Origin of the sequence: Methanothermobacter sp. EMTCatA1 (genome assembly GCF_002356395.1) — an archaeon.
In the GTDB taxonomy this organism is placed as follows: Archaea; Methanobacteriota; Methanobacteria; order Methanobacteriales; family Methanothermobacteraceae; genus Methanothermobacter; species Methanothermobacter thermautotrophicus.
In genome coordinates this window covers 916,306-937,233 of the sequence record NZ_AP018336.1, presented here as the reverse complement: position 1 = coordinate 937,233, position 20,928 = coordinate 916,306, and the positions used below count along the sequence as shown (strand labels likewise).

Here is a 20,928-nt window from a genome sequence, read left to right as displayed (position 1 = left end):
ATTTATATAGTTTGTGGTTATGGGTGCCTGGATTCCTCAAGCACCCTGACTGCGGGAAGCTCCTCACCTGCAAGGAGGCTTATGCTGGCACCGCCTCCACTGCTGATATGGTTTATGCTGTCCTCAAAGCCCATCTTCACTGCTGCAGCAGCAAGGTGACCCCCGCCGATTATTGAGAAACCCTCTGAAGAGGATATTGCATTCAGTATGTCCTCGGTTCCTATGCTGAAATCAGGGTTCTCAAATACGCCTGCCGGTCCATTGGCAAAGAGGGTCCTTGCCTCACGTATCCTCCTGGCGTAGAGCTTTATGGTTTCCATTCCGATATCCTGTATCGGATGGTTGGGTATCTTTTTCACAGGAACATCAACCCTCTTGCCGTCCCTGCATACTGCAACATCAACGGGTACAAGTATCCTTTCAGGGAAGCGCTTCTTCAGTTTCTTCGCCACCTTGATGAAGTCACAGTATCCCCTGCTCTTGATGAAGTCCATGTTCACCTTACCGATCTTAACCCCGCATCCCGCCAGGAATATGTTGGCAACAAGGCCCGTTGTCAGTACAAGGTCTGCGCTACCGTTTTCAAGGACGTTCTTCATGACCATGATGGAGTCATCAACCTTCACCCCGCCGAGAACATAGACACAGGGCCTTTCAACATTCTCAAGGGCACCCTGAAGTGTTCGAAGTTCCCTCTCCATCACACGACCCGCAGCTGACGGTACCCTCAGGGCGAAGCCAACAAGGGAGGGCTGGGACCTGTGGGCTGCCGCGAAGGCGTCGTTGATGAAGTAGTCCAGGAGGGGCGCCAGCTTCCTAACAAGGTGTGTCTCCGCCTGTTCCTCAGGGTCTCGCTTGAGCACCTCCTCGGAGTAGAAGCGGACGTTCTCAAGGAGGATTATCTCACCATCACCCAGTCCTGAGATGTTCTCCCTTGCAGCGGATCCGAATATGTCCTCAACGTACTTAACGGGCCTCCTGAGTATCCCGGAGAGCGCCCTGGCATGCTGCTCCAGTGTTGTGAAGTCATTCTTCCCGGGTCTGCTCTGGTGGGCCATCACAACTGTCCTGGCACCCCTATCTGAGAGTTCCCTTATGGTCTCTGCATGGAGCCTCATCCTTGTATCATCGAGTATTGTCCCATCATTGGGGTCCACAGGCGAATTTATGTCCACGCGGACAAGGACTGTTTTTCCTGTGACTTCAATGTCATCCATGGTTTTAAATTTAAAGGACACCGGGATCACCATCAAACCTTACTTACAAGATCCAGAAGGGCGTCCCGTGGGCTGTCAGCCAGGATGATGCCTGATGCAAGAAGAACACCCTCGGCCCCCAGGTCAACAGCAGCCTTCATGTCGTCTCCTGTGGATATTCCGGCGCCACAGAGCACACTGACCTCAGGGTTCACCTTCTTCACAGCATCAACACTTCCCGTTATAACCTCAGGTTCGGCCCTTGACACAGGTATTCCGGATCCTATGAGTTCAGGGGGTTCAACCGCCACGAAGTCCGGTCCCAGGGCGGCGGCAGCAGCAGTGGTCATGACGTTGTTCGTGCATACCACGGACATCATCTCAAGTTCCTTCATCCTTGATATCACCCATTCGATGTCTGCAAGTTGCATCCGCTTTTCTGAATGGTTTATGAGGGTTCCTGCTGCACCTGCGTCCCTGGCGCACTCTGCAAGGATGCTCCCTGTGTGTCCACCAGCATCAACGGCGTCAATGTGCTGTGCCAGCACCGGTATTTCCACAGCATCACTCACCAGGTGGAGGTCCATGTGCTGCGGTGCCACAGCCATGTTAACACCGGTCTCATCTGCGACATCCTGGCATATTGATGCAAGTTCGAGGGCTCTCTCACCTGTTGATTCGAGGTATGTTTTAAAATTCAGTATGACGATGGGTGTGTCCTTCAACTCCAAATCCTCCAGCATGATTAATGGGATATCTCATAGTATGGTTGAGGTGTATTATAAAATATGCTGTGACATCCGTGCGGGAGTTGTTGAAGGGGTTCATGAATGAATTTGCCTGTAATATCCAGCGCATCCCCACATAGTGAAGGTGTTAAATGCAGAAAGCTGTTGGATGATGTTAAACCAGTGAAAAATTAAATTGTAAACATTATACTACATGTTGTAGGTCTTCACAACGCGTGTTGCGCGACCGCAGGTTGCAGTATAATGTTTACTACCGTAACGCTTGGTTACCAGTGACGGTTCAAAGCTCGTCCACCTGCCCTCAGAATACACGTGAAGCCATCGGTGTCTTGATGATGATGAGGTGGCACCCTGCACGACCTTCACCTTGTAGCCGTTTGCTGCAAGTTTCCGGGCAGACCAGTCAGAGAGTCCCCAGCAGTCCCCATAGCCTGTCTTTTCAACGCCTTCAGCTGTGTGTGGCCCGCCTGATCTGTGATTAAGGTTCCTGTTAATGTAGGATGCAAGCTTCTCAAGGCCCTCATCGCCCTGGAGATTGTTAAGCTCATCAGAGCTTACAGCCCGGGTGTATGCTTTTCTTGAGGTTGTCCTGTAGGTAGCACGGCTCCTGTATTTCTTCTTTGTCTTTGTCTTATAGGCAGCCTTTGTCCGGTACGTGTACTTCTTTTTTGTCTTTGTCCGGTAGGTTTTCTTCACGGTACCCCTGGAAGCATGGACCTTGCTGTATCTCTTGTACTTCTTGTACTTGGATGCTGCATCAACCTTTGGCAGGGATGTGGACTTTGCTGTTATCTTATCGCCACTGGAATCCTGAAATTCCAGCTGTCCGATGGGTATGGTACTCACTGCTACTGCAAGTGCAAGTAGAGCGAGGTAACGCGAGTGTCTCTTAATCTTACCGCCTCCACTGATGGCAGGATCTACCCGCCGACCTTACCATGAACCTTAATCACATCACCACTATATATAAACCTTTGTTTCCGGAATAAGACAAAAAGGCTTATATAATGCTTTTTTCAGCATTCAGAGGATTCTGATCATGAATTGATAATGGCGCCCCAATACTCTGTTAAAAGGTTTTATTTTTTCTAAAGAAGGAATATGGGACCCTAAAAAAAGCCTAAAAGCTTTTAAATTAAATCAGCACTTCAAGCACATCCAAGCACATTTCAATGGATTCAATTCCATCATGGACTTTTAAGAGAGCTTATATGACAAAACCGGGGATTATAAGACAGTTTAAACAAAGCATTTTTAATAATTATTTTAAATTTATTATTATAAATTCTCTGGCTGATGTGGCTCATGTGAGATGGCTTAACCTGGGCTCATGTAATCCCCGCTGCCCGTGTCCCGGCACTATTGTTTGAATAGGACATACCACCATGTCCACTCAGAGGACATGCGGGCATATATTTAAATGTAGCTGCAGAAATCATATCAAGGGCAGAACATCTGAAGAAAATGTTAGAGATGGGTTGGTCATGTACCTGGAAGAATCTCAGAGAAGAATGGAGAGGATGGGATACCGCTTTGTGGGAGAGCACAGACATTCAGCGGTTAAAACCTGCCTCTGGACAAAGAAGAGCATAGTCAATGAGGGAGTATGCTACAAGGAAAAATTCTATGGAATCAGGAGCCACAGATGCCTCCAGATGTCTCCAAGTGTGCCATTCTGCCAGCAGAAATGCCTCTTCTGCTGGAGGGACCTCTCATCAACAGGGACAGCATGGGAGGGCCCCCATGATGAACCCGCAGATATAATCGATGGGGCCATAGAGGCACAGAGGAAACTGCTATGTGGATACCTCGGCAATGAGAGGGCAGATAAAATCAAGGTGATGGAGTCACAGGACCCAACAAATGCTGCCATATCACTTGCAGGGGAACCAATGCTCTACCCTGACATGGATGGCCTCCTGAGGGAATTTCACAGGAGAAACTTCACAACATTCCTTGTAACCAATGGCCTGGCACCCATGAACCTTGAAAAACTTTCAGAGGAACCCACACAGCTCTACATATCCCTGGACGCCCCTGACAGGGACACCTATAAGGAACTCTGCAGGCCACAGATACCAGGGGCCTGGGATCTCCTCAACAGCTCACTTGAACTCATGCCATCCTTCAGCTGCAGGAAGGTCCTCAGGATCACCGCAGTAAGGCATATTAACATGAAGGATCCTGTGGGGTTCGCCAGGATGATCGAGAGGGCCAGACCCGACTTTGTTGAGGTAAAGGCCTACATGTACATAGGCTACTCAAGAAGACGCCTTGATATAGAGAACATGCCCCTCTTCTATGAGGTCCATGAATTTGCAGAAGAACTTGCGGCTGCATCTGGGATGGAGATTGTGGATGAATCACGGGAGAGCAGGGTTGTTCTTCTGGCTTAGGGCGCCGGATTCTGGATGACCAGACACCACCCTTAAATAATTCATCCACGATAATTATTAATCAGGTGGTAATTATGAGGCAAATTCTTCCATTAATTCTAATTGCATTCCTTGTGGCCGCCCCTGTATTTGCAGTTTCAGGGTTCTCTGTGACACTTGGGGAGGCCACCAGCAGCAATCCGTCATACAAAAGCGCTGTGATGGACTACTTCAAAGCAAAGACAGATAAGGACCTTCAGAGTGCTGATATTAAGATTGTAACAGCATCAGAGGTCAACGAGGTTTCACGGGGCGTCACAGGCCGTGTGTACTCACCATCACAGATACTGTCCTGTGCAATGGTGGACCTCTCCTACAGTGACGGTATCAAGGTCTCGGTTGATACCAGCAAGATAAGGGTTGTAACACCTGAGATGTATGCAAGCGCCCTCAGGTCATCGGGGATAGATCGTGGCTACGTAGTAGTGACTTCACCGGTACCTGCATCAGGGGAGGCTGCACTTGCAGGGGTCCTGAAATCATATGAGATCGCCGTCGGAGAGCAGATACCAGAGGAGGCCAAGAGGGTATCTGTTGAGGAGATATACCTCCAGAGCAGGCTTGTTAACGAAACAAACGCCACAGGGGATAGGGTGGCTGAACTCTTCGATGAGGTCAAAAACAGGACCCAGAGTCAGAACCTCCAGGACCCCGCTGACATACAGAGGGTCGTGGTTGATGTATCACAGCAGATGAACATCAACCTCACAGAGACCCAGGTCCAGCAGGTTGCCGATTCGGTTGCAGCATCCCAGAGGGTTCAGGGAAGCCTCACAGAATTTAAACAGAGGCTGGAGGGTGTTAGCCAGCAGGTTGGAGGCTCAGGTATACTGGACCAGATATATGCGTTCCTGCAGGGCATCTACAACTACATCATGGGGATTGCATCCCCCTAGATTATTTTTTAGAGTGCCGGAGTTCCAGGGGATTTTAGTGGTGGCGTACTTTCCAGCCTGGAGTAGTTCAGGGGGTCCCCTTGTTCAGGGGCATCCTTTTCGGTGACAGGTCTTCACATCAGACCATAATATATATTGAGGATTATTACAATATCTCCTAATTATGTTGATAGCTCAGAATAACCTTCAGTTCATACTGGAAGTTGCAGTGATAATCCATGTTGGCATAATTCTGCTCTTCAATGTGGTGGCGGCACCCCTCAGTCTTGTGATGTTCCTGGGGACCGTGCTGACAGTCGCACTTGCACTCATATTCTCACTGGATGCAGCTTTTCTCCTGCTACCCTTCCTATCACACCATGAATTCACCCACCCCTTTGGACCCTTCGCGGTTTTATTCTGGGTTACCATGGTTGCATCCTCAAACCTCCTCACCGAGGCGGGTATAGGATCAGCATCTGTTAAGAAGCTTTCACTTCTACTCTTTTTTGTAATAGCCATCTCCGGGGGGCTGATGCACAGGTCATTCCTGGTGCTCTGGCTCCTGGGATGGGCCTTCGGCTATCTCCTCATGTCAAAGAGTTTCAGGAGGAGCACAAAGATAACCCCAAAATCGGTCCTATCATTCATCCTCGCAGGTGCTGGCGGATTCGCCCTCATGGAGTTCCTCTCGAAGGTCCTCAATAAGAGCGTTCTGAGTCCAATGCTTAGGATCACAAGGCTGGAGGAGAACACGGTTCCAAGCCTTTCACTGGTCCTTAAAAATACGACATTCTGGGGGCATGTGCAGGGTTCCTGTTACTGGAAATCTGCCTGCCTGGGGGGCGCCGATGGATACATCACCCTCCCCGTCACCATGATCCAGAACCTGGGGCTTCCATACCATATATTCTACGGGGTTCTGGTGGTTAAGAAGGACTACATCGACTACATGCTCCCGGGTATATTTGCGGTGGCCTTTGACGCGGGCTTCTTTGGGCTGTTCTTCCTCCTCTTCTGGGTTATGATAGTCACCTTCTGTGGGCTCAGTGTTCTCAGGAGGTATCAGGAGCAGAGGCTCAACGGTAGCAGGATGTACCTTGGCAGGGAGGCCCTCCTTATAGGGTCCCTTGCAGCGTTCCTCTCACAGAGCCTGGTGGGCCTCTTCATATTCAACAGGTCATTTAACTCATCAGCCCTTCTCACATACATAATAATATCCGCCCTTGTAATGGCCCACACAGTTACCGTTAAGAGGACCATCCCGTGATCATCTAATTCTGACACTAAGGAGACGATCAGGGCAGGCTTCTATGCATGCAGGAAGCAGAACATCAGCATCCATGCAGAGCACGCATTTGTGTGCCGTCAGGTCCGTAAAGGTTATGCATCCTGCAGGGCATGCCTCAAGGCAAAGTTTGCAACCGACACACCTCTCCGAGTCAATAATGGGAATATTATTTATTATTTTTACTGCACCAACCCTGCAGGAAGTCATGCATGGCGCATCAGGGCATTGTCTGCAGAAAAGGGGCTTCTTAACGTTCTTACCATACTTTATTCTACTTTCACCATGAAGCTGTTCACAGGCTGAGGCACACAGACCACAGCCTGAACACATCAGTTCATTTTTGATTATTATTCCACCCATAACTTCACCTTATGATTGAGGGCTCTCTGACAGCTTCCCTTGGTTTCCAGTCCCTTCTATCCAGGATATTCATTATTTCATCCTTGTGCTTGTAAGGAATTTCTTTTTCACTTCTCAGGAAAAGATCTATGTCTTCGGGAATACATCCATAATATTTCATGTGAAGATCCACATAGTTACTCAGTTTAATCATGCGTCCCCTGGGTGTGTCATTTGGTCTTATACACATCTTTGAGGCCATAACAATACACTCATTTATACTCTCTGCTGCATATGTGAGGTGTATGGGGGCTGGTTCTGAGGGGACGGGGGAACCATCACCTCTATCAGTAATTAGCCTTGGCGCAGATTCACCGAGGTAGAGGCGGCGGTACTTTGACGCATGGGGGCCCAGTACCGCCGGTATGCCCCACCGGTTGGCACCGGTGATTATTGCAAATGCCTTCTGTGACATTGCACCCCAGCCTATGACACACACGCCTATCCTGTTAAGTATGTAATCTGCTATTTCTACTGTGTTTCTTTCCATGGGGATCTTGGCGAATATTCCGGCTATCTTTATGGCGCTTCCAATGGCATGGGAGTTTGCAACACAGGGGCCAAGGTTTAGAAGTCCGCCCCTATCAAAGTCTCCAGGGTACCTTTCATAGAGTGTCTTTCCATCATCGTCATGTGAAAGGGCTATATCCATGGCTGCGCATCCAGCTGCCATTACTATGTATCCCCTTTTAAGAAATTCTTCAGCAATTAGCTGCACGTCTACCTCACCCGCAGGGTAGTTGGAGCAGCCTGCAAGTGAGATTACACCGGGTATATCCCCGAACACTATTGGCGCACCAACCCTCCTTATTTCTATGTCCTGGACCGGTCCTCTTCCAGCCCTTATGAGGAATTTTTCTGCTGAACCCTTACGTGACTCCCTTATGAGGTCCAGTATGGGAATAGATTCTTTACAAACCTCCATGCATCGGCCGCATCCAGCGCATTTTTCATAGAGCTCTGATAGGGATCTGAAATCACCTCTCTTTGCTTCTTCAATGGCATTCCTCAGGGGTAAGAGGGCAGGACAGGTGCGGTCACATTCCCCGCAGAGATTACAGTATTCTATGAGGGAATTTATGTCCATATCCCATCTTACTTCAGGTTTTTTTGGTGGGAGACACCGTGAATCACATGGGAGACACTTTAGACAGTTTTCTCTGGATTTTTTCCAGGAATTTTTGCCTGAATTTCTGTGGAGCTGCATTGCGAGGTTCACAGCAACCATGGCAGCCTTCTTTTCATCCTTTAAGAGAACACCATTCATTCCCTGCAGTATTCTGTTTACAATTTTGTAGGGATTTTCGTCACTCATATCCTCCAGACCCATACTGCACTTGTCACTTGTTGCAATTACCATGATCCCCATTTCACTGCAGATTTCATATACATCTGATCTTATGCACTGTTCATCCAGCACCACCACATCTGGTATGCCGGATCTGAGGAATGCCAGCTGTCTGGATATGGGTCCAACTATCTTTGAGGATTTTGAGTATCTGCCCATATCAATGGCTGTACAGCAGAGTCCACAGATTTCAATTTCATCTTCAACGCCTATATCCTCTGCGTAATCTATGATTTCAGCAGAGGGTGCTACATTGTGCCCTATGCAGAGTATAACTGGTTTTGTTCTGTCTATGACATCCATTCCAATTTCAAGGAGGTGGGTTTCTGATTCCCCTGTGGGGAGTTTGTACTGGTTTATCTGCGCTATCTCTGCAATTTCGAGGGAGAGGGTGTCCATCATCCCTGCGTGGAGTGCCTTTGACTCAAAATCTATCGCATCACCTTCCTGCCCTGTGTGAACAGAGGCCATGAGGTTCGTCAGCTCCCTCTCTATATATGACATTATCATGTCAAGGTCAGCAGGGGTTTTTGGTTCTATACCTGTTACCGTGGTGGAGATGGGGGCCATTATATCTATTGAACTGTCGTAGTGGAGCTTTGACGAGGGATCCTTTTCAAGGAGTCTGTCCACAAGATCCCTCGCATGGGCCGCATGGGCCGAAGCACCTATTACTGAGGTTGAAAGGGCCTCCCTGGCCTGCTGTTTTTCGATATTTATGCCGCAAGCACCCTTTTTGCTGTATGAGAGGTCGCACTTGCCGTAGGTACACATGCAGCATAGTTCGCAGAGGGGAGCATAGAATGGTTTGAAGTAGGATAAGAGCTTTCTGTCCCACTTTCGTAGCGTATCATAATCAGACGATACCCTCTTACTTTCATAGGGTTTTCTTTTGAGGTATTCATCAATCTCACCAAATTCAAGGTGCAGTCCTTTCACATTTATTCTGGATGCCTGTGGCATTTTTTCACCGTACACCAACAACTATAAATATCATTATTAATCATTATAATTGTATAAAGAAGTATTTAAATGTTGTGAAAGCATGACAGCATGGAACCCTGCACTATCGTCTTTGAGGAATTCAACGGTTCTACCACCAGAAATGGTTGCATCAGCAATCAAAAAGGCTAAAAGGCCACTGATGGTTATAGGATCCCTTGTAAATAGCATTCCAGACGATATAACTGATAGGATAACTAGAATAACTGAAAAAGGAGACATGGAAGTCGCCTTAACTGGAGGATCCAGCCTTAAGGGCGATAGATTCAGAAGAAGAAACATCATAGGGTTAATTGAAATTGTAGATAACCTCAAAAACCCTGCATGGAAAGGCTTCGATGGAAATGGCAACTATGACCTCGTATGCTTCATAGGAGTACCGTACTATATTGGCTCCCAGGGTCTTTCAACCCTCAGGGCCTTCGCGCCACACCTTAAAACAGTGACTCTCTGCAGATACATGCACCCCAATGCAGATATATCCTACCCCAACATGTCCTATGATGAGTGGTTAAAATGGCTTGATGCACTCATAGAAAACCTTGAATAGAATATTCAAACCTAAAGAAATTATAAAGAAATTAGGCCTTTGCTATCTCCACGGCCTTCTCAGCAGCCCTTTCAAGGGACGTCTCAAAGGGTATTCCGGCCTCCCGCAGGATCCTCTGACCCTCCTCCTCATTGGTCCCTGTCAGGCGTATCACAAGGGGCACATCCCTCCCGGTATTCCTGAGGGCGTTCACAACACCGCGAGCAACGTCATCGGCCCTGGTTATACCGCCAAGGACGTTGAGGAATACAACCCGGACTGAGGGATGGGATATGACGAGGTCAAGGGCCCTCCTTATGACGTCCTCTGAGGCACCGCCACCGATGTCGAGGAATGTGGCGGGTTCCCCGCCCTTCAGTTTTATGAGGTCCATTGCGGTGAGGGTTAACCCGGCACCGTTACCTATAACTGCAATATCACCATCGAGCTTCACAAAGGCAAACTCCTCGGGTTCATACTCCTCCATTTCCATAAATTCCCTGTGGCGGTAAATGGAGTCGTCATCCACCTCAAGCTTTGCGTCTGCTGCAATGACACTGTCCCCTGAGATGACCAGGGGGTTTATCTCTGCAAGCCTGGCATCGTACTTCCTGAAGAGCTGATATAACTTCCAGATCACTCCACCGACAGAGGGTATCAGTTCACTTTCAAGACCCATCTTCCTTGCAATCTCCCTGGCCTCATAGGGAAGGAACTCATCGAGGGGGTTGATGTGGTAGCGCACGATCTTTTCGGGGGATCTGGCCGCCAGTTCCTCTATATCAACCCCTCCCTCGGCACTGGCCATTATGAGGGGCATCTTCGCTGTCCGGTCAATGACGGCACTCACGTAGAGCTCCCGGTCTATGGTTATCTTCTCCTCTATGAGGACCTTCTCAACGGTTTCACCACGGACCTCTGAGGAAAGGAGGTCCCCGGTAACTTCAGCGACACCTGAGGGGGATGCGAACCTTATACCACCGGCCTTTCCCCTTCCACCTGTAAGGACCTGGGATTTAACTGCAACATCACACCCCAGCTCCGCAGCTATCCTTTCAGCTTCTTCAGGGGTCTCTGCAACACCTCCACGGGGGGTGCTTATACCCTCAGCCCGGAATATCTCCTTGGCGCTGTACTCATAGAACTTCATCTGCTTCCCTCCATTATAAGTTCGCGGCCGGCCTGGAATGCCATGAGGTTCTTCTCCTCTGTACCTGGGGGTACACTGTCCTTTATGGCCTCCTCAGCGGCCCTGACACTCACAATCCCTGTTGCCTCGGTGAGGGCCCCGATCATGACCATGTTGGCCACTATGGTTATGCCAACCCTTTCCTCGGCTGTTCTGGTTGCGGGGGCCCTGAAGTATTTAACCTCCCGCGCCCTGATGAAATCCTTTATTTCAGCTTCAACAACCATATCAGGGTCAACTATGAGGGTCCCTCCCATTTTGAGGTCGTCCATGTATGTCAGGAGGGCCTGATGGGACATTGCAACGAGTATCTCAGGGCTCTGAACCTTGGGGTAGTCTATCTCATGGTCACTTATCACGACCTCCGCCCTTGAAGCCCCTCCCCGGGCTTCGGGACCATATGACTGGGTCTGAACGGCGTATAGACCATCATAGAGACTTGCAGCCTTACCAAGGACTATGCCTGCAAGTATAACTCCCTGTCCACCGAATCCAGCTATTCTGATTTCCTTTCTCACTTCAATCATCCCGGTAAGCTGATCTGATCATATCAAGGGCCCTGCCTGCCTTCTCATCAACCATACTGCAGATCTTTTCGCAGAGTTCAGGCTGTGGCCTGTTTGCAAATTCTCCAACTATGATTTTACCCTCAACTTCATCTGCTTCCATCTTAAGGGCCTTCCTCCTGTTAAGGCTGTTCTCCTTCATGAACTTCATCATCTCCACCGGGGAGCGCATCCTGTTCTTCCTCCCGAAGTAGGTGGGGCACTGGGATATGGCCTCTATGAATGAGAAACCCCTGTTCTTCAGCCCCTTCTTTATGGAGTTTGCAAGCTGGAGGGGATGTGCGGTGGTCCATCGGGCCACATAACTTGCCCCGGCAGCGGTTACAAGCTCTGCAAGGTCAAATGGATCCTCAAGAGCCCCATATGGTGCTGTGCTCCCATAGCTACCCTCTGGGGAAGTTGGGCTTATCTGACCGCCTGTCATCCCATATATGCTGTTGTTAATACAGATCACCGTCATGTCGATGTTCCGCCTGGCACCATGGATGAGGTGGTTACCGCCTATGGCTGCGGCGTCACCATCACCTGTGAATACAACCACGTCAAGTGAGGGGTTCCCGAGCTTGAGACCGGTTGCAAAGGATATGGGTCTTCCATGGGTTGTGTGGAGTGAGTCACAGTTAACGTAACCTGGAATCCTTGAGGAGCAGCCTATACCTGAGACCATTGCAATGTTTTCAAAGTCAATGCCGGCCATCTCCATGCCCTTGAAGAAGCTGTTGAGGACTATTCCGTTACCGCATCCTGCACAGAATATGTGTGGAAGCCTCTCCCTTCTGAGATACCTGAGGTAAGGGTTTTCTCTTTTTTCCATCTAAACACTCCTATCTGTTCATCTTCAGGATCATATTGAGGATCTCCTCTGGCCTGTGGATCTCCCCACCAATCTTAGGGAGGAGTTCAACCTCGGCCATTCCAGCAGCAACACGCTGGACCTCATAGAACATCTGGCCGAGGTTCATCTCAACCACCAGCAGCTTCCCGGACCTCTCTGCGGCAGCCCTCACTTCGGTTTCAGGGAAGGGCCACGGTGTGTTGATCTTCAGGTATCCTGCTCTGACACCATCCTTTCGGGCCATCTTGACGGCCGTTGCAACTGAACGTGAGGGGGCGCCGTAGGAGATAACAGTTATATCGGCATCCTCTGTCAGTTCCTTCTGGACATCGGTTATCCTGTCCCTCTGCCTGAGTATCTTGTCACAGAGCCTCTTAACCAGCCTGTGGTGTCCCTCTGGGTTTGATGCGTCAGGGTAACCCCTCTCATCGTGTGTCAGTCCAGTTACGGGTATCCTGTAGCCATCACCAAAGGCCGGCATCTCGGGGATACCATCCTCAGGGGCCCTGAAGGGAAGGAACTCCTCCGGGGGAACTGAGGGACCTTTCCTTTTTCTGATTTTCACACGGTCGGGGATGGTTATCTTCTCTCTCATGTGGCCCACTATTTCATCTCCCATGACCATCACCGGGACCCTGTATTCCTCTGCAAGGTCGAAGGCGCGGACCGTGAAATCGAAGCATTCCTGCACCGATGATGGGGAGAGTGCTATGACCTCGTAGTCCCCGTGGGAGCCCCACCTGGCCTGCATCATGTCGCTCTGGGAGGCCATTGTGGGCTGTCCTGTGGAGGGGGAACCCCTCTGTACATTCACGATTACTAGGGGTGTTTCTGTCATGGCGGCGTATCCCACGTGCTCCTGCATGAGGGAAAAACCGGGTCCTGATGTGGCGGTCATCCCCCTGACACCACTCCAGACAGCACCTATAACAGCCCCCAGGGCCCCTATCTCATCCTCCATCTGCACAAACACACCACCCTCGCGGGGGAGGAGGAGGGCCATTTCCTCTGCTATCTCGGTTGATGGGGTGATGGGGTAACCCGCGAAGAACCTGCACCCTGCCTTGATGGCTCCGCGTGCGCAGGCATCGTTTCCCTGGATAAAATACTCCTCAGTCATCTTCATACACCACTATCGCCTGATCTGGACACAGGAGCATGCAGAGCTTGCATCCCGTGCATTTTTCCAGATTTTTCGGGACTGGCTCATGCACACCCTTCCTGTTGAGTTCCTCTGATCTAACATAGACCCCTTCGGGGCAGAACTCTCTGCATATGTCACATCCCTTACAGAGATCTGAATCTATCTTTATCATGGTCATCTTCCATCGTGGTTATTATCTTAGCTTTGCCTTCAGAATTTAAATAATTAATCAAGAATAATATTATTCAGAAGTCAGATTATAATAAATATCTGGTGTTCCCTTCATTATTCAGAAGTCAGATTATAATTTATCAGGGTATTTCCTTCACCTAGTTTTCAGCAGATGCTCCTGTCATTCTGGGGTAAAGATGTGTAAATTCCGGTTTTTCATGTTTTCCAATGTTTTTTCCTGGGTCCTATGCACATCAGATACCTGAGATTCTCCGTGTCATGGTCTCATTCTTCTATGTACATCAGAGGATACCTGAGTTCCTCCAGATACTCCATGCGGACGGTTATCCTTTCTGAACCATGCTCCACGGTCAACCTCACCCTCAGCATGTCCCCGGTCAGGGAGACGTAACCGAAGTCCCCCGCGGTTTTTCTGATCATCTCCCTGTCTATATGGACCTCAACGTCCCTGATGGCTGGCTGAAGTTTTATGGACTCACTGATGGCACTCTCAAGTCCATCGGCTGTCTCGAGGCTGACAGGCGTCCCGACGAACTGGTGGAAGAGGGCCCCCATACTTATGCCACCCTCGAATATGGCCCTCTCCCTGTCTGACAGGTTTGAAAAGTACTTCTCTCCAGGTTCCTTCATATCAAACACCACTAAAATCTTCAGTTCATTCATTTCCAGTAAAAGCTTTTCTCTCAGGTAATATCAATCACTTTAAACTTCACCCTTTATTCAAATGCCGAGGATGTTGTTGAATTCCATTAGCTTATCAGAGATGAATTCTGGAGGTATCGGGAACAGGTATCCCAGCACAAGGAATACAGTCAATCCGATGACCGCTGCAAGGAGAAACCTCCTATCCTCCTCAACAGGATAGAAGCGTGTAACCAGAAGTCCAGCAGAGAGGAAACCCAGGATTATTGGAATCGAGTAGTAGCTCTTGGGGTTATCGACCCTGACATTCCTCTGGTAGGGTTTTATACCCTCCAGGTGGCACTCAACTATCAGTCTCTCCCTGGTGGACCCCAGGGGGTGGCAGGTTATGAGGAAAAGTTTCGCTCCCTGATTCACAGGCATCTGGTAGGAGGCCGGCACAATGAATGACCTGTTAATACGGTATTCAGCAAATCCTACGCCCGGCCAGTTCAAGTATACACTATCCCCTGCCCTGAGTTTATCCAGGTGAAGGAATGGAGAACCATAGAGGGTCCTGTGCCCGAAGAGTATAACCGTCCGGTTTCCTGGCGGGTGGGACATGGGTTCATGGTACACCCCGTAAAAGACTGACCTGTTGTTGATGGTCTCTGTGAGATTTATGGATGGTATTTCAATAACAGGGGCCCTTACATCAGGACTGTGGACGGTTACCTGGGATGAATAAAAACTCACCTCGATGAGGGCGTAGAGGGATACTATGAACATGCCTGTGATTATCAGAAGAGTTGATGCTCTCATGTTCCTGAAAAATAAAAAATGGTTTATTGGATCAGCGTATGATCCTTGTGTATGCAACTGCGGCTGCTGTCACCAGCACACCGATCACCAGGGGCCCGTAGGGCGCACCGGTCTTCGCCCCTGAAGTGGATGATGCTGATGTTTCGGTTCCATAGAGGGTGCCTGGAGGGTAGTATCCGCTGCCCCTTGAGCCGTTACCACTGACCCTGGCTGGCCATTCATAGGTGTAGATGAACCTCTGTGATGTCTCGGGCTCCATTGTGACATCCCAGGCAGCCACCTGTGTGCTCACAAAGAGGTCATCATCCACGAAGGCCTTCGGGCTGCTGTATATAAGTCTGGAGTTTGCAGGGGCTATTGGGGCCCTCACGATTCCGGAGACGGATTCCTCATCCAGGTTTATCAGTGTGAATCCGAAGGTTCCCTTCCAGTATTTGAGGTCAAGTGAGGGGTTCAGCACCTCTATCTCATTTGGCATGAACCATGAAGCCATGAGGCCCGGCTCGTTTATGAGGGGCCAGTAGTTGCTGTCATCAGATTCAACGTTAACGATATAGCTGGGTATCTCCCCCATGTCACCTGTGGCCTGAAGGCCGAAGGACACGGTCTTTGTCTCTCCAGGCTTGATCTTCCATCCATAGTCCCCTCCAAGTTCAGAGCTCCTTGATTTAACCATCTTAAGCGCTGCAGGATCTGTCCACTGGATCAGCCATCTTATGGTGCTGTTCTCGGACAGACTTCCCTGGTATACATGTCCTATCTTGAAGTACTGAACATTGTTATCATTGTTCTTTATCTTAACGGTGATAACAGCTGTGAGATCCTTCAACCTGAAACTTGTTGCTTCTGGCTTCTCCTTAACCCAGGTCTCCTTTGCAGCGGAGCCCGTATCTGAGACTCCCAGGACAGAAATAACAAATATTGCCATTATAGCAGTATACACCAATTTTTTCATAAGCATCCCCACATAGAATAATAAATAAAAATTAATTAATTTTTGGTTAGCCGTATATTCTCTGCAGCTCCTGTATCATCCACTGGGGTGCGTTCTGTGTTGGTACTGTAAGGATTATGCTGTTCATGTTCTGTATCAGGAACAGGACATCTTCCCTTGGAACCTCCAGTATGATGAGGTAGTTGGTGTCCAGCTCACCCAGATTTGATGATCTTTCGTAATCTGAGAGTCTTATACCATAATTCTGGAGTATGGCGTTGATCTCTGCCTCATCGAGTCCTCCTGATGCTGCAGCCCTCAGCAACTGCTCAACATCAGTTGATGATGCCCTCTCATTTTCGCTCTGTGATGTTATACTGTTCAGTGTAAGTCTCTGAGTGTTAAGTATTCGCGCATCAACGGCTCCACTGTCCTTTGACCGGAGAATTGCAAGGACGGTGGCGCCACTTATACGGGGTGTTGATGCCGCCGTTGATGTGTTGTTCCCGGTTGCATTCTGGTTGAGGTAGACGTCCACCATATCCCCTACACTTATAAGCCCACCGGCTGCCTGCAGTCTTGTTATCATGATGGGCACGGCAACTGTATCCGGGGTCTGGATCTGTGTGTTGGCAAGCACGGTTGCATCTGCCTGACTCACAAATTTCTTGGCATCATCAACCTTCATTATCACACGTTTCTCCTGGTTGTTATCGGTGTAGTTCACCATGACCCTGCCTACACGGTCCTTCTTGATGTTAATCTGCTGGTTCTGATAGGTGCGCCAGGACTGTGTGGCTGGCCCCACAACATCAACTGCAAGGGCTTCCTCGGGCGTCACCGCGGCGTCTATCTGGGCAAGTATGGCCTGTTTCTGGGGATCAGTTGCAAGGGGCCCCTTGAAGAGGGCGTCGACCTCGGCGATCTTTGTGGCCTTGGCATTCTGCAGGGTCTCCTGGTATGGCTGGTAGACCAGGAAGTAGTACCCCGCCCCTGCAAGCACAAGGATGATAAGGCCGAATACAAGGGCACCTATTATGGTTCTCTGTTCCTCCTCAGGGATTCTCCTCCCTATACCACCCGAAGGGCCCTCTGGCTTCTTGGGTGGTGGTGTGAGCCTTGGTCTTGGCTTTTCACCGCCTAATCGTGGCTTTGATCTTTCCCCACCTTTAAGCGGCTTCCGGTCCTCTGACTTCTCAGGAGGCTTCAGTCTCGGACGGGGTTTGGGCATGGGTCGAGGTTTTTTCTTATCAGAACCACTCCCACCACTGAATTTACCCACAAGTCCCTTCAGTTTACCCCCAATGTCAGAATCGCCTTTATCGTTGTTTTTACGGAGGTCAGGAGGATTATTTTTTTTATCCCTATCATTACCCTTAATCTTGTCCAGCATTCAGATCACATCTCTTTTAGGTAGTATGGGCACTGCAATATAGGTCAAAGTAGCGATGAAGAGTATTATCGCCACGGGACATGCTACAACCCTGATGGTTCCGAGGATCTCTACAGCTGCAACCAAGAGTATGGTCGCGATTATCAGTATGAGAGCTGTAGCGGCCCCCATACCATCCATCCGCGGGTATTCTATGCTGCTTATCATCAGAACTGAAACTGCAATCATTATGAAGGCAGCACTCAGTTCACTGTAAAATCCCGTGAGATAGAATGATGATATTGTAACGGCCGCGACGGGTATTGGCAGACCCGTGAAGTTCTTCCCACCCCCTGTGAGAACATTGAACCTTGAAAGTCTCATTACACCACATAATACTATTAAGAGACCCACTAATATATTAATATATCGAAAATCAGCGGCCGCTGAATAGATGAGAATTGCCGGGGCAACACCAAACGAGATCACATCCGAAAGGGAATCCATGTTTTTACCGAATCCATGGATGTCACTTCTTTCTATTTTTCGCGCAACCCACCCGTCAAGGGAATCAAATAATACTGCAAGGAGCATCAATATGCATGCAGCGTTAAGGGAACCATCAATGGATAGCAGGATGGACAGATAACCCGAAGATGCATTTAACATTGATAAAAGATCTGGAAAAGCTATAAATGAGGTTATTTTTTTATCGTTCATCAATCGCCACCTTTTTTACTTATAATCTGGTGTAGTCCTCATTCCACTGCACATTCATCCGTTTTTGACCGGAGAACCTTGCCACCACTGTCTCTCCGGCCATGGGTCTTGAACCGGTTCTCACAAGCACCTCACAGTTCTCAGGGAGTACCAGGTCCACCCTGGAGCCGAATCTTATCATACCTATACGGTCGCCCCTCTCAACATATTCGCCCTCTTTAACGTACTGCACGATTCTCCTTGCAACGAAGCCCGCTATCTGGACAACACCAACGTTCCCATAATCTGTTTTTATCACAATTAAGTTTTTTTCGTTTTCAGTGAGTACCCTTGAACGTGCCACCTGGAATCTCCCATCAACATGCTCGGTGTATACCACCCTCCCGGAGACCGGGGCCCTGTTAACATGGACATCGAAGGGTGACATGAAGGTACTTATGAGGATACCACCACTCCCATCAGGGAATATCCGCTCAATGAGGGGGTAGTCTGATCCCACCCGTTCTATCCTGTCTATCTTACCTGAAAGGCGCCTTCCATCTGCAGGGGCAATGACGAGGTCCTCATCGGAGGGCGGCACCCTCTCAGGGTCCCTGAAGAACTGCATCATGAAAGCTATAACCGTGAACATGAGTATACCTATAGCATGGTAACCAAATAGCAGAGGAATCGTGGCCACACTCACGAGGAAGCTGGCCCTCCTTGCAACACCCTTTACAAACAAATAACTCACCTGTTCCCATTACCGGTAATCTGATCTGATAGGTTTCTTCTCACATGGAGTTCACGGTGGCATGAACATCAGTTTCTTTTCACATGGAGTTCGCAGCGATATGAACACCATATGATGAACCTCAGATGTGAATATTCTGGTGAAACATATATATACTCATGTACCGAAGATTAAATGTAATCCAAGTTAAAAGAGTAGCTTCCCTCTGATGGGGGGAACTTCATTCTAAAGTTCCTTCTGGTAGATGTGATGGTGATGATAGAAAGTAAGATAAAGGTTCTCAGAAAGGCGGCACAGGTCTCAACGGCCCAGAGTTCAGATAAACTGTGGTGTGTCATTGCTGGTAATGAGGACATGGTTAACGCTGTGGCCTATGAGGCAATATCATCCCGGGACCTTGTAAGGATAATCTTCAGGGAACACGTTACCATCAGAGACTCCTTTTTAAGGAAGAGGTTCGACCTCATCATGCTTTATGGTGACAGCAACAAGATAAGGGACCTTTCACTTATCTGTAAGGAGAAAGGAGGAGCCTACATTAAGATAGCCCCATACTACGTTGAGAACGAACCCAACCTTGTACTCCTTGTTGCGCCAGAGAACTATATGAAGAAATTTGCAGGGGAAGCTGAAAAGAACGATGCGGGATTCTCATTCATACTTGAAGATAAAACAAGCGGTTTCATAGAAACAGATGTTTATCTCACAGAGAGGCTTCCATCAGTAATAAGGAACATCATAGACCCCCTCTTCAAGGTTACAGACGTTGTTCTTGTAACACTTCTCATCTCTGTCCATGAAAGGGAGGACGTTGAGAGGATAGCTGAAATAGCATCCCGTAACAACATATTTGCAGTTGACTTTAAAGACATATTCGAGGAGGAGTGAAATGTTTTCATTTGGAAAGAAATCTGAAGAAAAACCTGAAAAGAAGAGTGCCATCACCAACACACTCGGGATAGACCTGGGTACCCTCAACACCGTTGTTGCCAAGCCGGCAGGAGATAAATTTGATATCTACAAGATCCCATCTGTGGTGGCTGTGAAGAAGGATGACCCATCATATGTCCTTGCAGTGGGTGAAGAGGCAAAGATGATGCTCGGGAGGACACCAGAGGACATAATCGCAGTTAGACCACTCAGGAAGGGTGTTATTGAGAGCGTGGCCCAGGCAGAGGCCCTCCTGGTCTATGCAATGGAGATGGGTGCCGGTGACTCTGATTCCATAGACAGGATAGTTATAGGCATACCCGGGGACGCATCGGAGGTTGAGAGGAACGCTGTCGAGGAGATAGGGAGGAAGGCCGGCGCCAGCTATGTCCTGGTCATAAGTGAGGGGCTTGCAGCGGCCATAGGCGCAGGTCTTCCAATAGCCGAGGCATCAGGTACCATGGTAATTGACATCGGCGCCGGTTCAAGTGACATCGTGGTGATATCCCTGGGTGGAATAACCGATATCCAGACCATTAGGGTTGGTGGAGACGACATAGACAGCAACATAGTTGAACTGGTTAAGGAGAAATTCAATGTTGAGATAGGTATCCATGAGGCAGAAAAGGCAAAGATAGAGGTCGGGATGGTCAAATGTGATGAGGATCTTGAAAACCTCAAAACAGTGGTCATAGGAAAATGCATGGAAACCAACAAGCCCAAAAAGGTTGAAATAGATTCAGAGATGGTTGCAGAGGCAGCGGAGCCCGTGGTGAATGGTATTGTTAAATCCATCGCAGAGGTTCTCGAGAGACTCTCACCGGAACTCATATCCGGGGTTTACAACAAGACAGTTGTTGTTGGTGGAACCTCACAGCTGAGGGGTTTGAAGGAGAGGATCTATGATGAGGTGGGCATCCCTGTTGAGATATCAGATGACCCCATGACAGTGGTGGCCAAGGGAGCCGCAATAGTTGCTGCAGAGCCAAGGGCCCTTGAACCAGAGGTAAGGCTCAAGGCCATGAAATAATCATTTTTTTGATTTG

At 49.0% G+C, this 20,928-nt stretch carries 22 protein-coding genes; 6 read left to right on the top strand and 16 right to left on the bottom strand.

What is annotated here, in order from left to right; translation table 11 throughout:
• Positions 1 to 17: 17 nt before the first annotated feature.
• The 3 genes from tca_RS04965 to tca_RS04955 all read right to left on the bottom strand — a co-directional run bounded on the left by tca_RS04965 (position 18) and on the right by tca_RS04955 (position 2,791).
• Positions 18 to 1,217: a phosphoglycerate kinase gene (locus tca_RS04965; RefSeq protein WP_286708607.1), complete on the bottom strand. Its 1,200-nt coding sequence runs from the start codon at positions 1,215 to 1,217 to the stop codon at positions 18 to 20.
• A gap of 32 nt (positions 1,218 to 1,249) precedes the next feature.
• Positions 1,250 to 1,939 (bottom strand): triose-phosphate isomerase, encoded by a 690-nt coding sequence (tpiA, locus tag tca_RS04960; protein WP_286708606.1) that lies wholly within the window; start codon positions 1,937 to 1,939, stop codon positions 1,250 to 1,252.
• A 195-nt stretch (positions 1,940 to 2,134) separates the two neighbouring features.
• The gene (locus tca_RS04955; RefSeq protein WP_286708605.1) at positions 2,135 to 2,791 is read right to left on the bottom strand and encodes a transglutaminase domain-containing protein; all 657 of its coding nucleotides are present in this window, start codon (positions 2,789 to 2,791) and stop codon (positions 2,135 to 2,137) included.
• Between the two features lie 638 nt (positions 2,792 to 3,429).
• On the opposite strand from tca_RS04955, the gene twy1 reads away from it, so the two are divergent.
• The 3 genes from twy1 to tca_RS04940 all read left to right on the top strand — a co-directional run bounded on the left by twy1 (position 3,430) and on the right by tca_RS04940 (position 6,525).
• Positions 3,430 to 4,341 carry a 4-demethylwyosine synthase TYW1 gene (twy1, locus tag tca_RS04950; protein WP_048176622.1) on the top strand — a complete coding sequence of 304 codons (912 nt, stop codon included), beginning with the start codon at positions 3,430 to 3,432 and terminating at the stop codon, positions 4,339 to 4,341.
• Positions 4,342 to 4,415: 74 nt separating this feature from the next.
• On the top strand, positions 4,416 to 5,276 hold the full coding sequence (locus tca_RS04945) for a DUF1002 domain-containing protein (protein ID WP_286708604.1): 861 nt from the start codon (positions 4,416 to 4,418) through the stop codon (positions 5,274 to 5,276).
• 163 nt (positions 5,277 to 5,439) lie between these two features.
• Positions 5,440 to 6,525 carry a hypothetical protein gene (locus tag tca_RS04940; RefSeq protein WP_286708603.1) on the top strand — a complete coding sequence of 362 codons (1,086 nt, stop codon included), beginning with the start codon at positions 5,440 to 5,442 and terminating at the stop codon, positions 6,523 to 6,525.
• Here the strand turns inward: tca_RS04940 and tca_RS04935 are convergent, their stop codons facing one another.
• Both tca_RS04935 and cdhA read right to left on the bottom strand, forming a co-directional pair.
• Complete coding sequence (locus tag tca_RS04935) at positions 6,526 to 6,906, bottom strand: 4Fe-4S dicluster domain-containing protein (protein WP_286708602.1); 381 nt, start codon at positions 6,904 to 6,906, stop codon at positions 6,526 to 6,528. It abuts the gene before it with no gap.
• 4 nt (positions 6,907 to 6,910) lie between these two features.
• Positions 6,911 to 9,256, bottom strand: coding sequence for a CO dehydrogenase/acetyl-CoA synthase complex subunit alpha (gene cdhA / locus tca_RS04930; protein WP_286708601.1), 2,346 nt, complete (start codon positions 9,254 to 9,256; stop codon positions 6,911 to 6,913).
• Between the two features lie 82 nt (positions 9,257 to 9,338).
• Between cdhA and cdhB the strand changes: the two genes are divergently transcribed.
• Positions 9,339 to 9,845 carry a CO dehydrogenase/acetyl-CoA synthase complex subunit epsilon gene (gene cdhB, locus tca_RS04925; protein ID WP_286708600.1) on the top strand — a complete coding sequence of 169 codons (507 nt, stop codon included), beginning with the start codon at positions 9,339 to 9,341 and terminating at the stop codon, positions 9,843 to 9,845.
• A 31-nt stretch (positions 9,846 to 9,876) separates the two neighbouring features.
• Here cdhB and sucC read toward each other — a convergent pair whose 3' ends face one another.
• The 11 genes from sucC to tca_RS04870 form a co-directional block, all read right to left on the bottom strand.
• On the bottom strand, positions 9,877 to 10,974 hold the full coding sequence (gene sucC, locus tca_RS04920; RefSeq protein ID WP_286708599.1) for an ADP-forming succinate--CoA ligase subunit beta: 1,098 nt from the start codon (positions 10,972 to 10,974) through the stop codon (positions 9,877 to 9,879).
• Positions 10,971 to 11,531, bottom strand: a complete 561-nt coding sequence (locus tca_RS04915; protein WP_286708598.1) for a 2-oxoacid:ferredoxin oxidoreductase subunit gamma — start codon at positions 11,529 to 11,531, stop codon at positions 10,971 to 10,973. The genes sucC and tca_RS04915 overlap by 4 nt, the downstream gene beginning before the upstream one ends.
• A 1-nt stretch (position 11,532) precedes the next feature.
• Positions 11,533 to 12,393 carry a 2-oxoglutarate synthase subunit KorB gene (gene korB, locus tca_RS04910; RefSeq protein WP_286708597.1) on the bottom strand — a complete coding sequence of 287 codons (861 nt, stop codon included), beginning with the start codon at positions 12,391 to 12,393 and terminating at the stop codon, positions 11,533 to 11,535.
• 10 nt (positions 12,394 to 12,403) lie between these two features.
• Positions 12,404 to 13,534 (bottom strand): 2-oxoacid:acceptor oxidoreductase subunit alpha, encoded by a 1,131-nt coding sequence (locus tag tca_RS04905; RefSeq protein WP_286708596.1) that lies wholly within the window; start codon positions 13,532 to 13,534, stop codon positions 12,404 to 12,406.
• On the bottom strand, positions 13,527 to 13,730 hold the full coding sequence (locus tca_RS04900; protein ID WP_286708595.1) for a ferredoxin family protein: 204 nt from the start codon (positions 13,728 to 13,730) through the stop codon (positions 13,527 to 13,529). Before tca_RS04900 ends, tca_RS04905 begins: the two co-directional genes overlap by 8 nt.
• A 284-nt stretch (positions 13,731 to 14,014) precedes the next feature.
• Positions 14,015 to 14,380, bottom strand: coding sequence for a dihydroneopterin aldolase family protein (locus tag tca_RS04895; protein WP_286708594.1), 366 nt, complete (start codon positions 14,378 to 14,380; stop codon positions 14,015 to 14,017).
• Between the two features lie 90 nt (positions 14,381 to 14,470).
• Positions 14,471 to 15,193: a class E sortase gene (locus tag tca_RS04890; RefSeq protein ID WP_286708593.1), complete on the bottom strand. Its 723-nt coding sequence runs from the start codon at positions 15,191 to 15,193 to the stop codon at positions 14,471 to 14,473.
• A 31-nt stretch (positions 15,194 to 15,224) separates the two neighbouring features.
• Positions 15,225 to 16,121, bottom strand: a complete 897-nt coding sequence (locus tca_RS04885; RefSeq protein WP_286708592.1) for a hypothetical protein — start codon at positions 16,119 to 16,121, stop codon at positions 15,225 to 15,227.
• Positions 16,122 to 16,194: 73 nt separating this feature from the next.
• Positions 16,195 to 17,520 (bottom strand): DUF515 domain-containing protein, encoded by a 1,326-nt coding sequence (locus tag tca_RS04880; RefSeq protein WP_286708591.1) that lies wholly within the window; start codon positions 17,518 to 17,520, stop codon positions 16,195 to 16,197.
• Positions 17,521 to 18,219 (bottom strand): archaetidylserine synthase, encoded by a 699-nt coding sequence (locus tag tca_RS04875; RefSeq protein WP_286708590.1) that lies wholly within the window; start codon positions 18,217 to 18,219, stop codon positions 17,521 to 17,523.
• 19 nt (positions 18,220 to 18,238) lie between these two features.
• The gene (locus tca_RS04870) at positions 18,239 to 18,943 is read right to left on the bottom strand and encodes an archaetidylserine decarboxylase (RefSeq protein WP_286708589.1); all 705 of its coding nucleotides are present in this window, start codon (positions 18,941 to 18,943) and stop codon (positions 18,239 to 18,241) included.
• 264 nt (positions 18,944 to 19,207) lie between these two features.
• Between tca_RS04870 and tca_RS04865 the strand changes: the two genes are divergently transcribed.
• Positions 19,208 to 19,840 (top strand): hypothetical protein, encoded by a 633-nt coding sequence (locus tca_RS04865; RefSeq protein ID WP_286708588.1) that lies wholly within the window; start codon positions 19,208 to 19,210, stop codon positions 19,838 to 19,840.
• A gap of 1 nt (position 19,841) precedes the next feature.
• Positions 19,842 to 20,912, top strand: a complete 1,071-nt coding sequence (locus tca_RS04860) for a rod shape-determining protein (protein ID WP_286708587.1) — start codon at positions 19,842 to 19,844, stop codon at positions 20,910 to 20,912.
• The last annotated feature ends 16 nt before the right edge of the window (positions 20,913 to 20,928 follow it).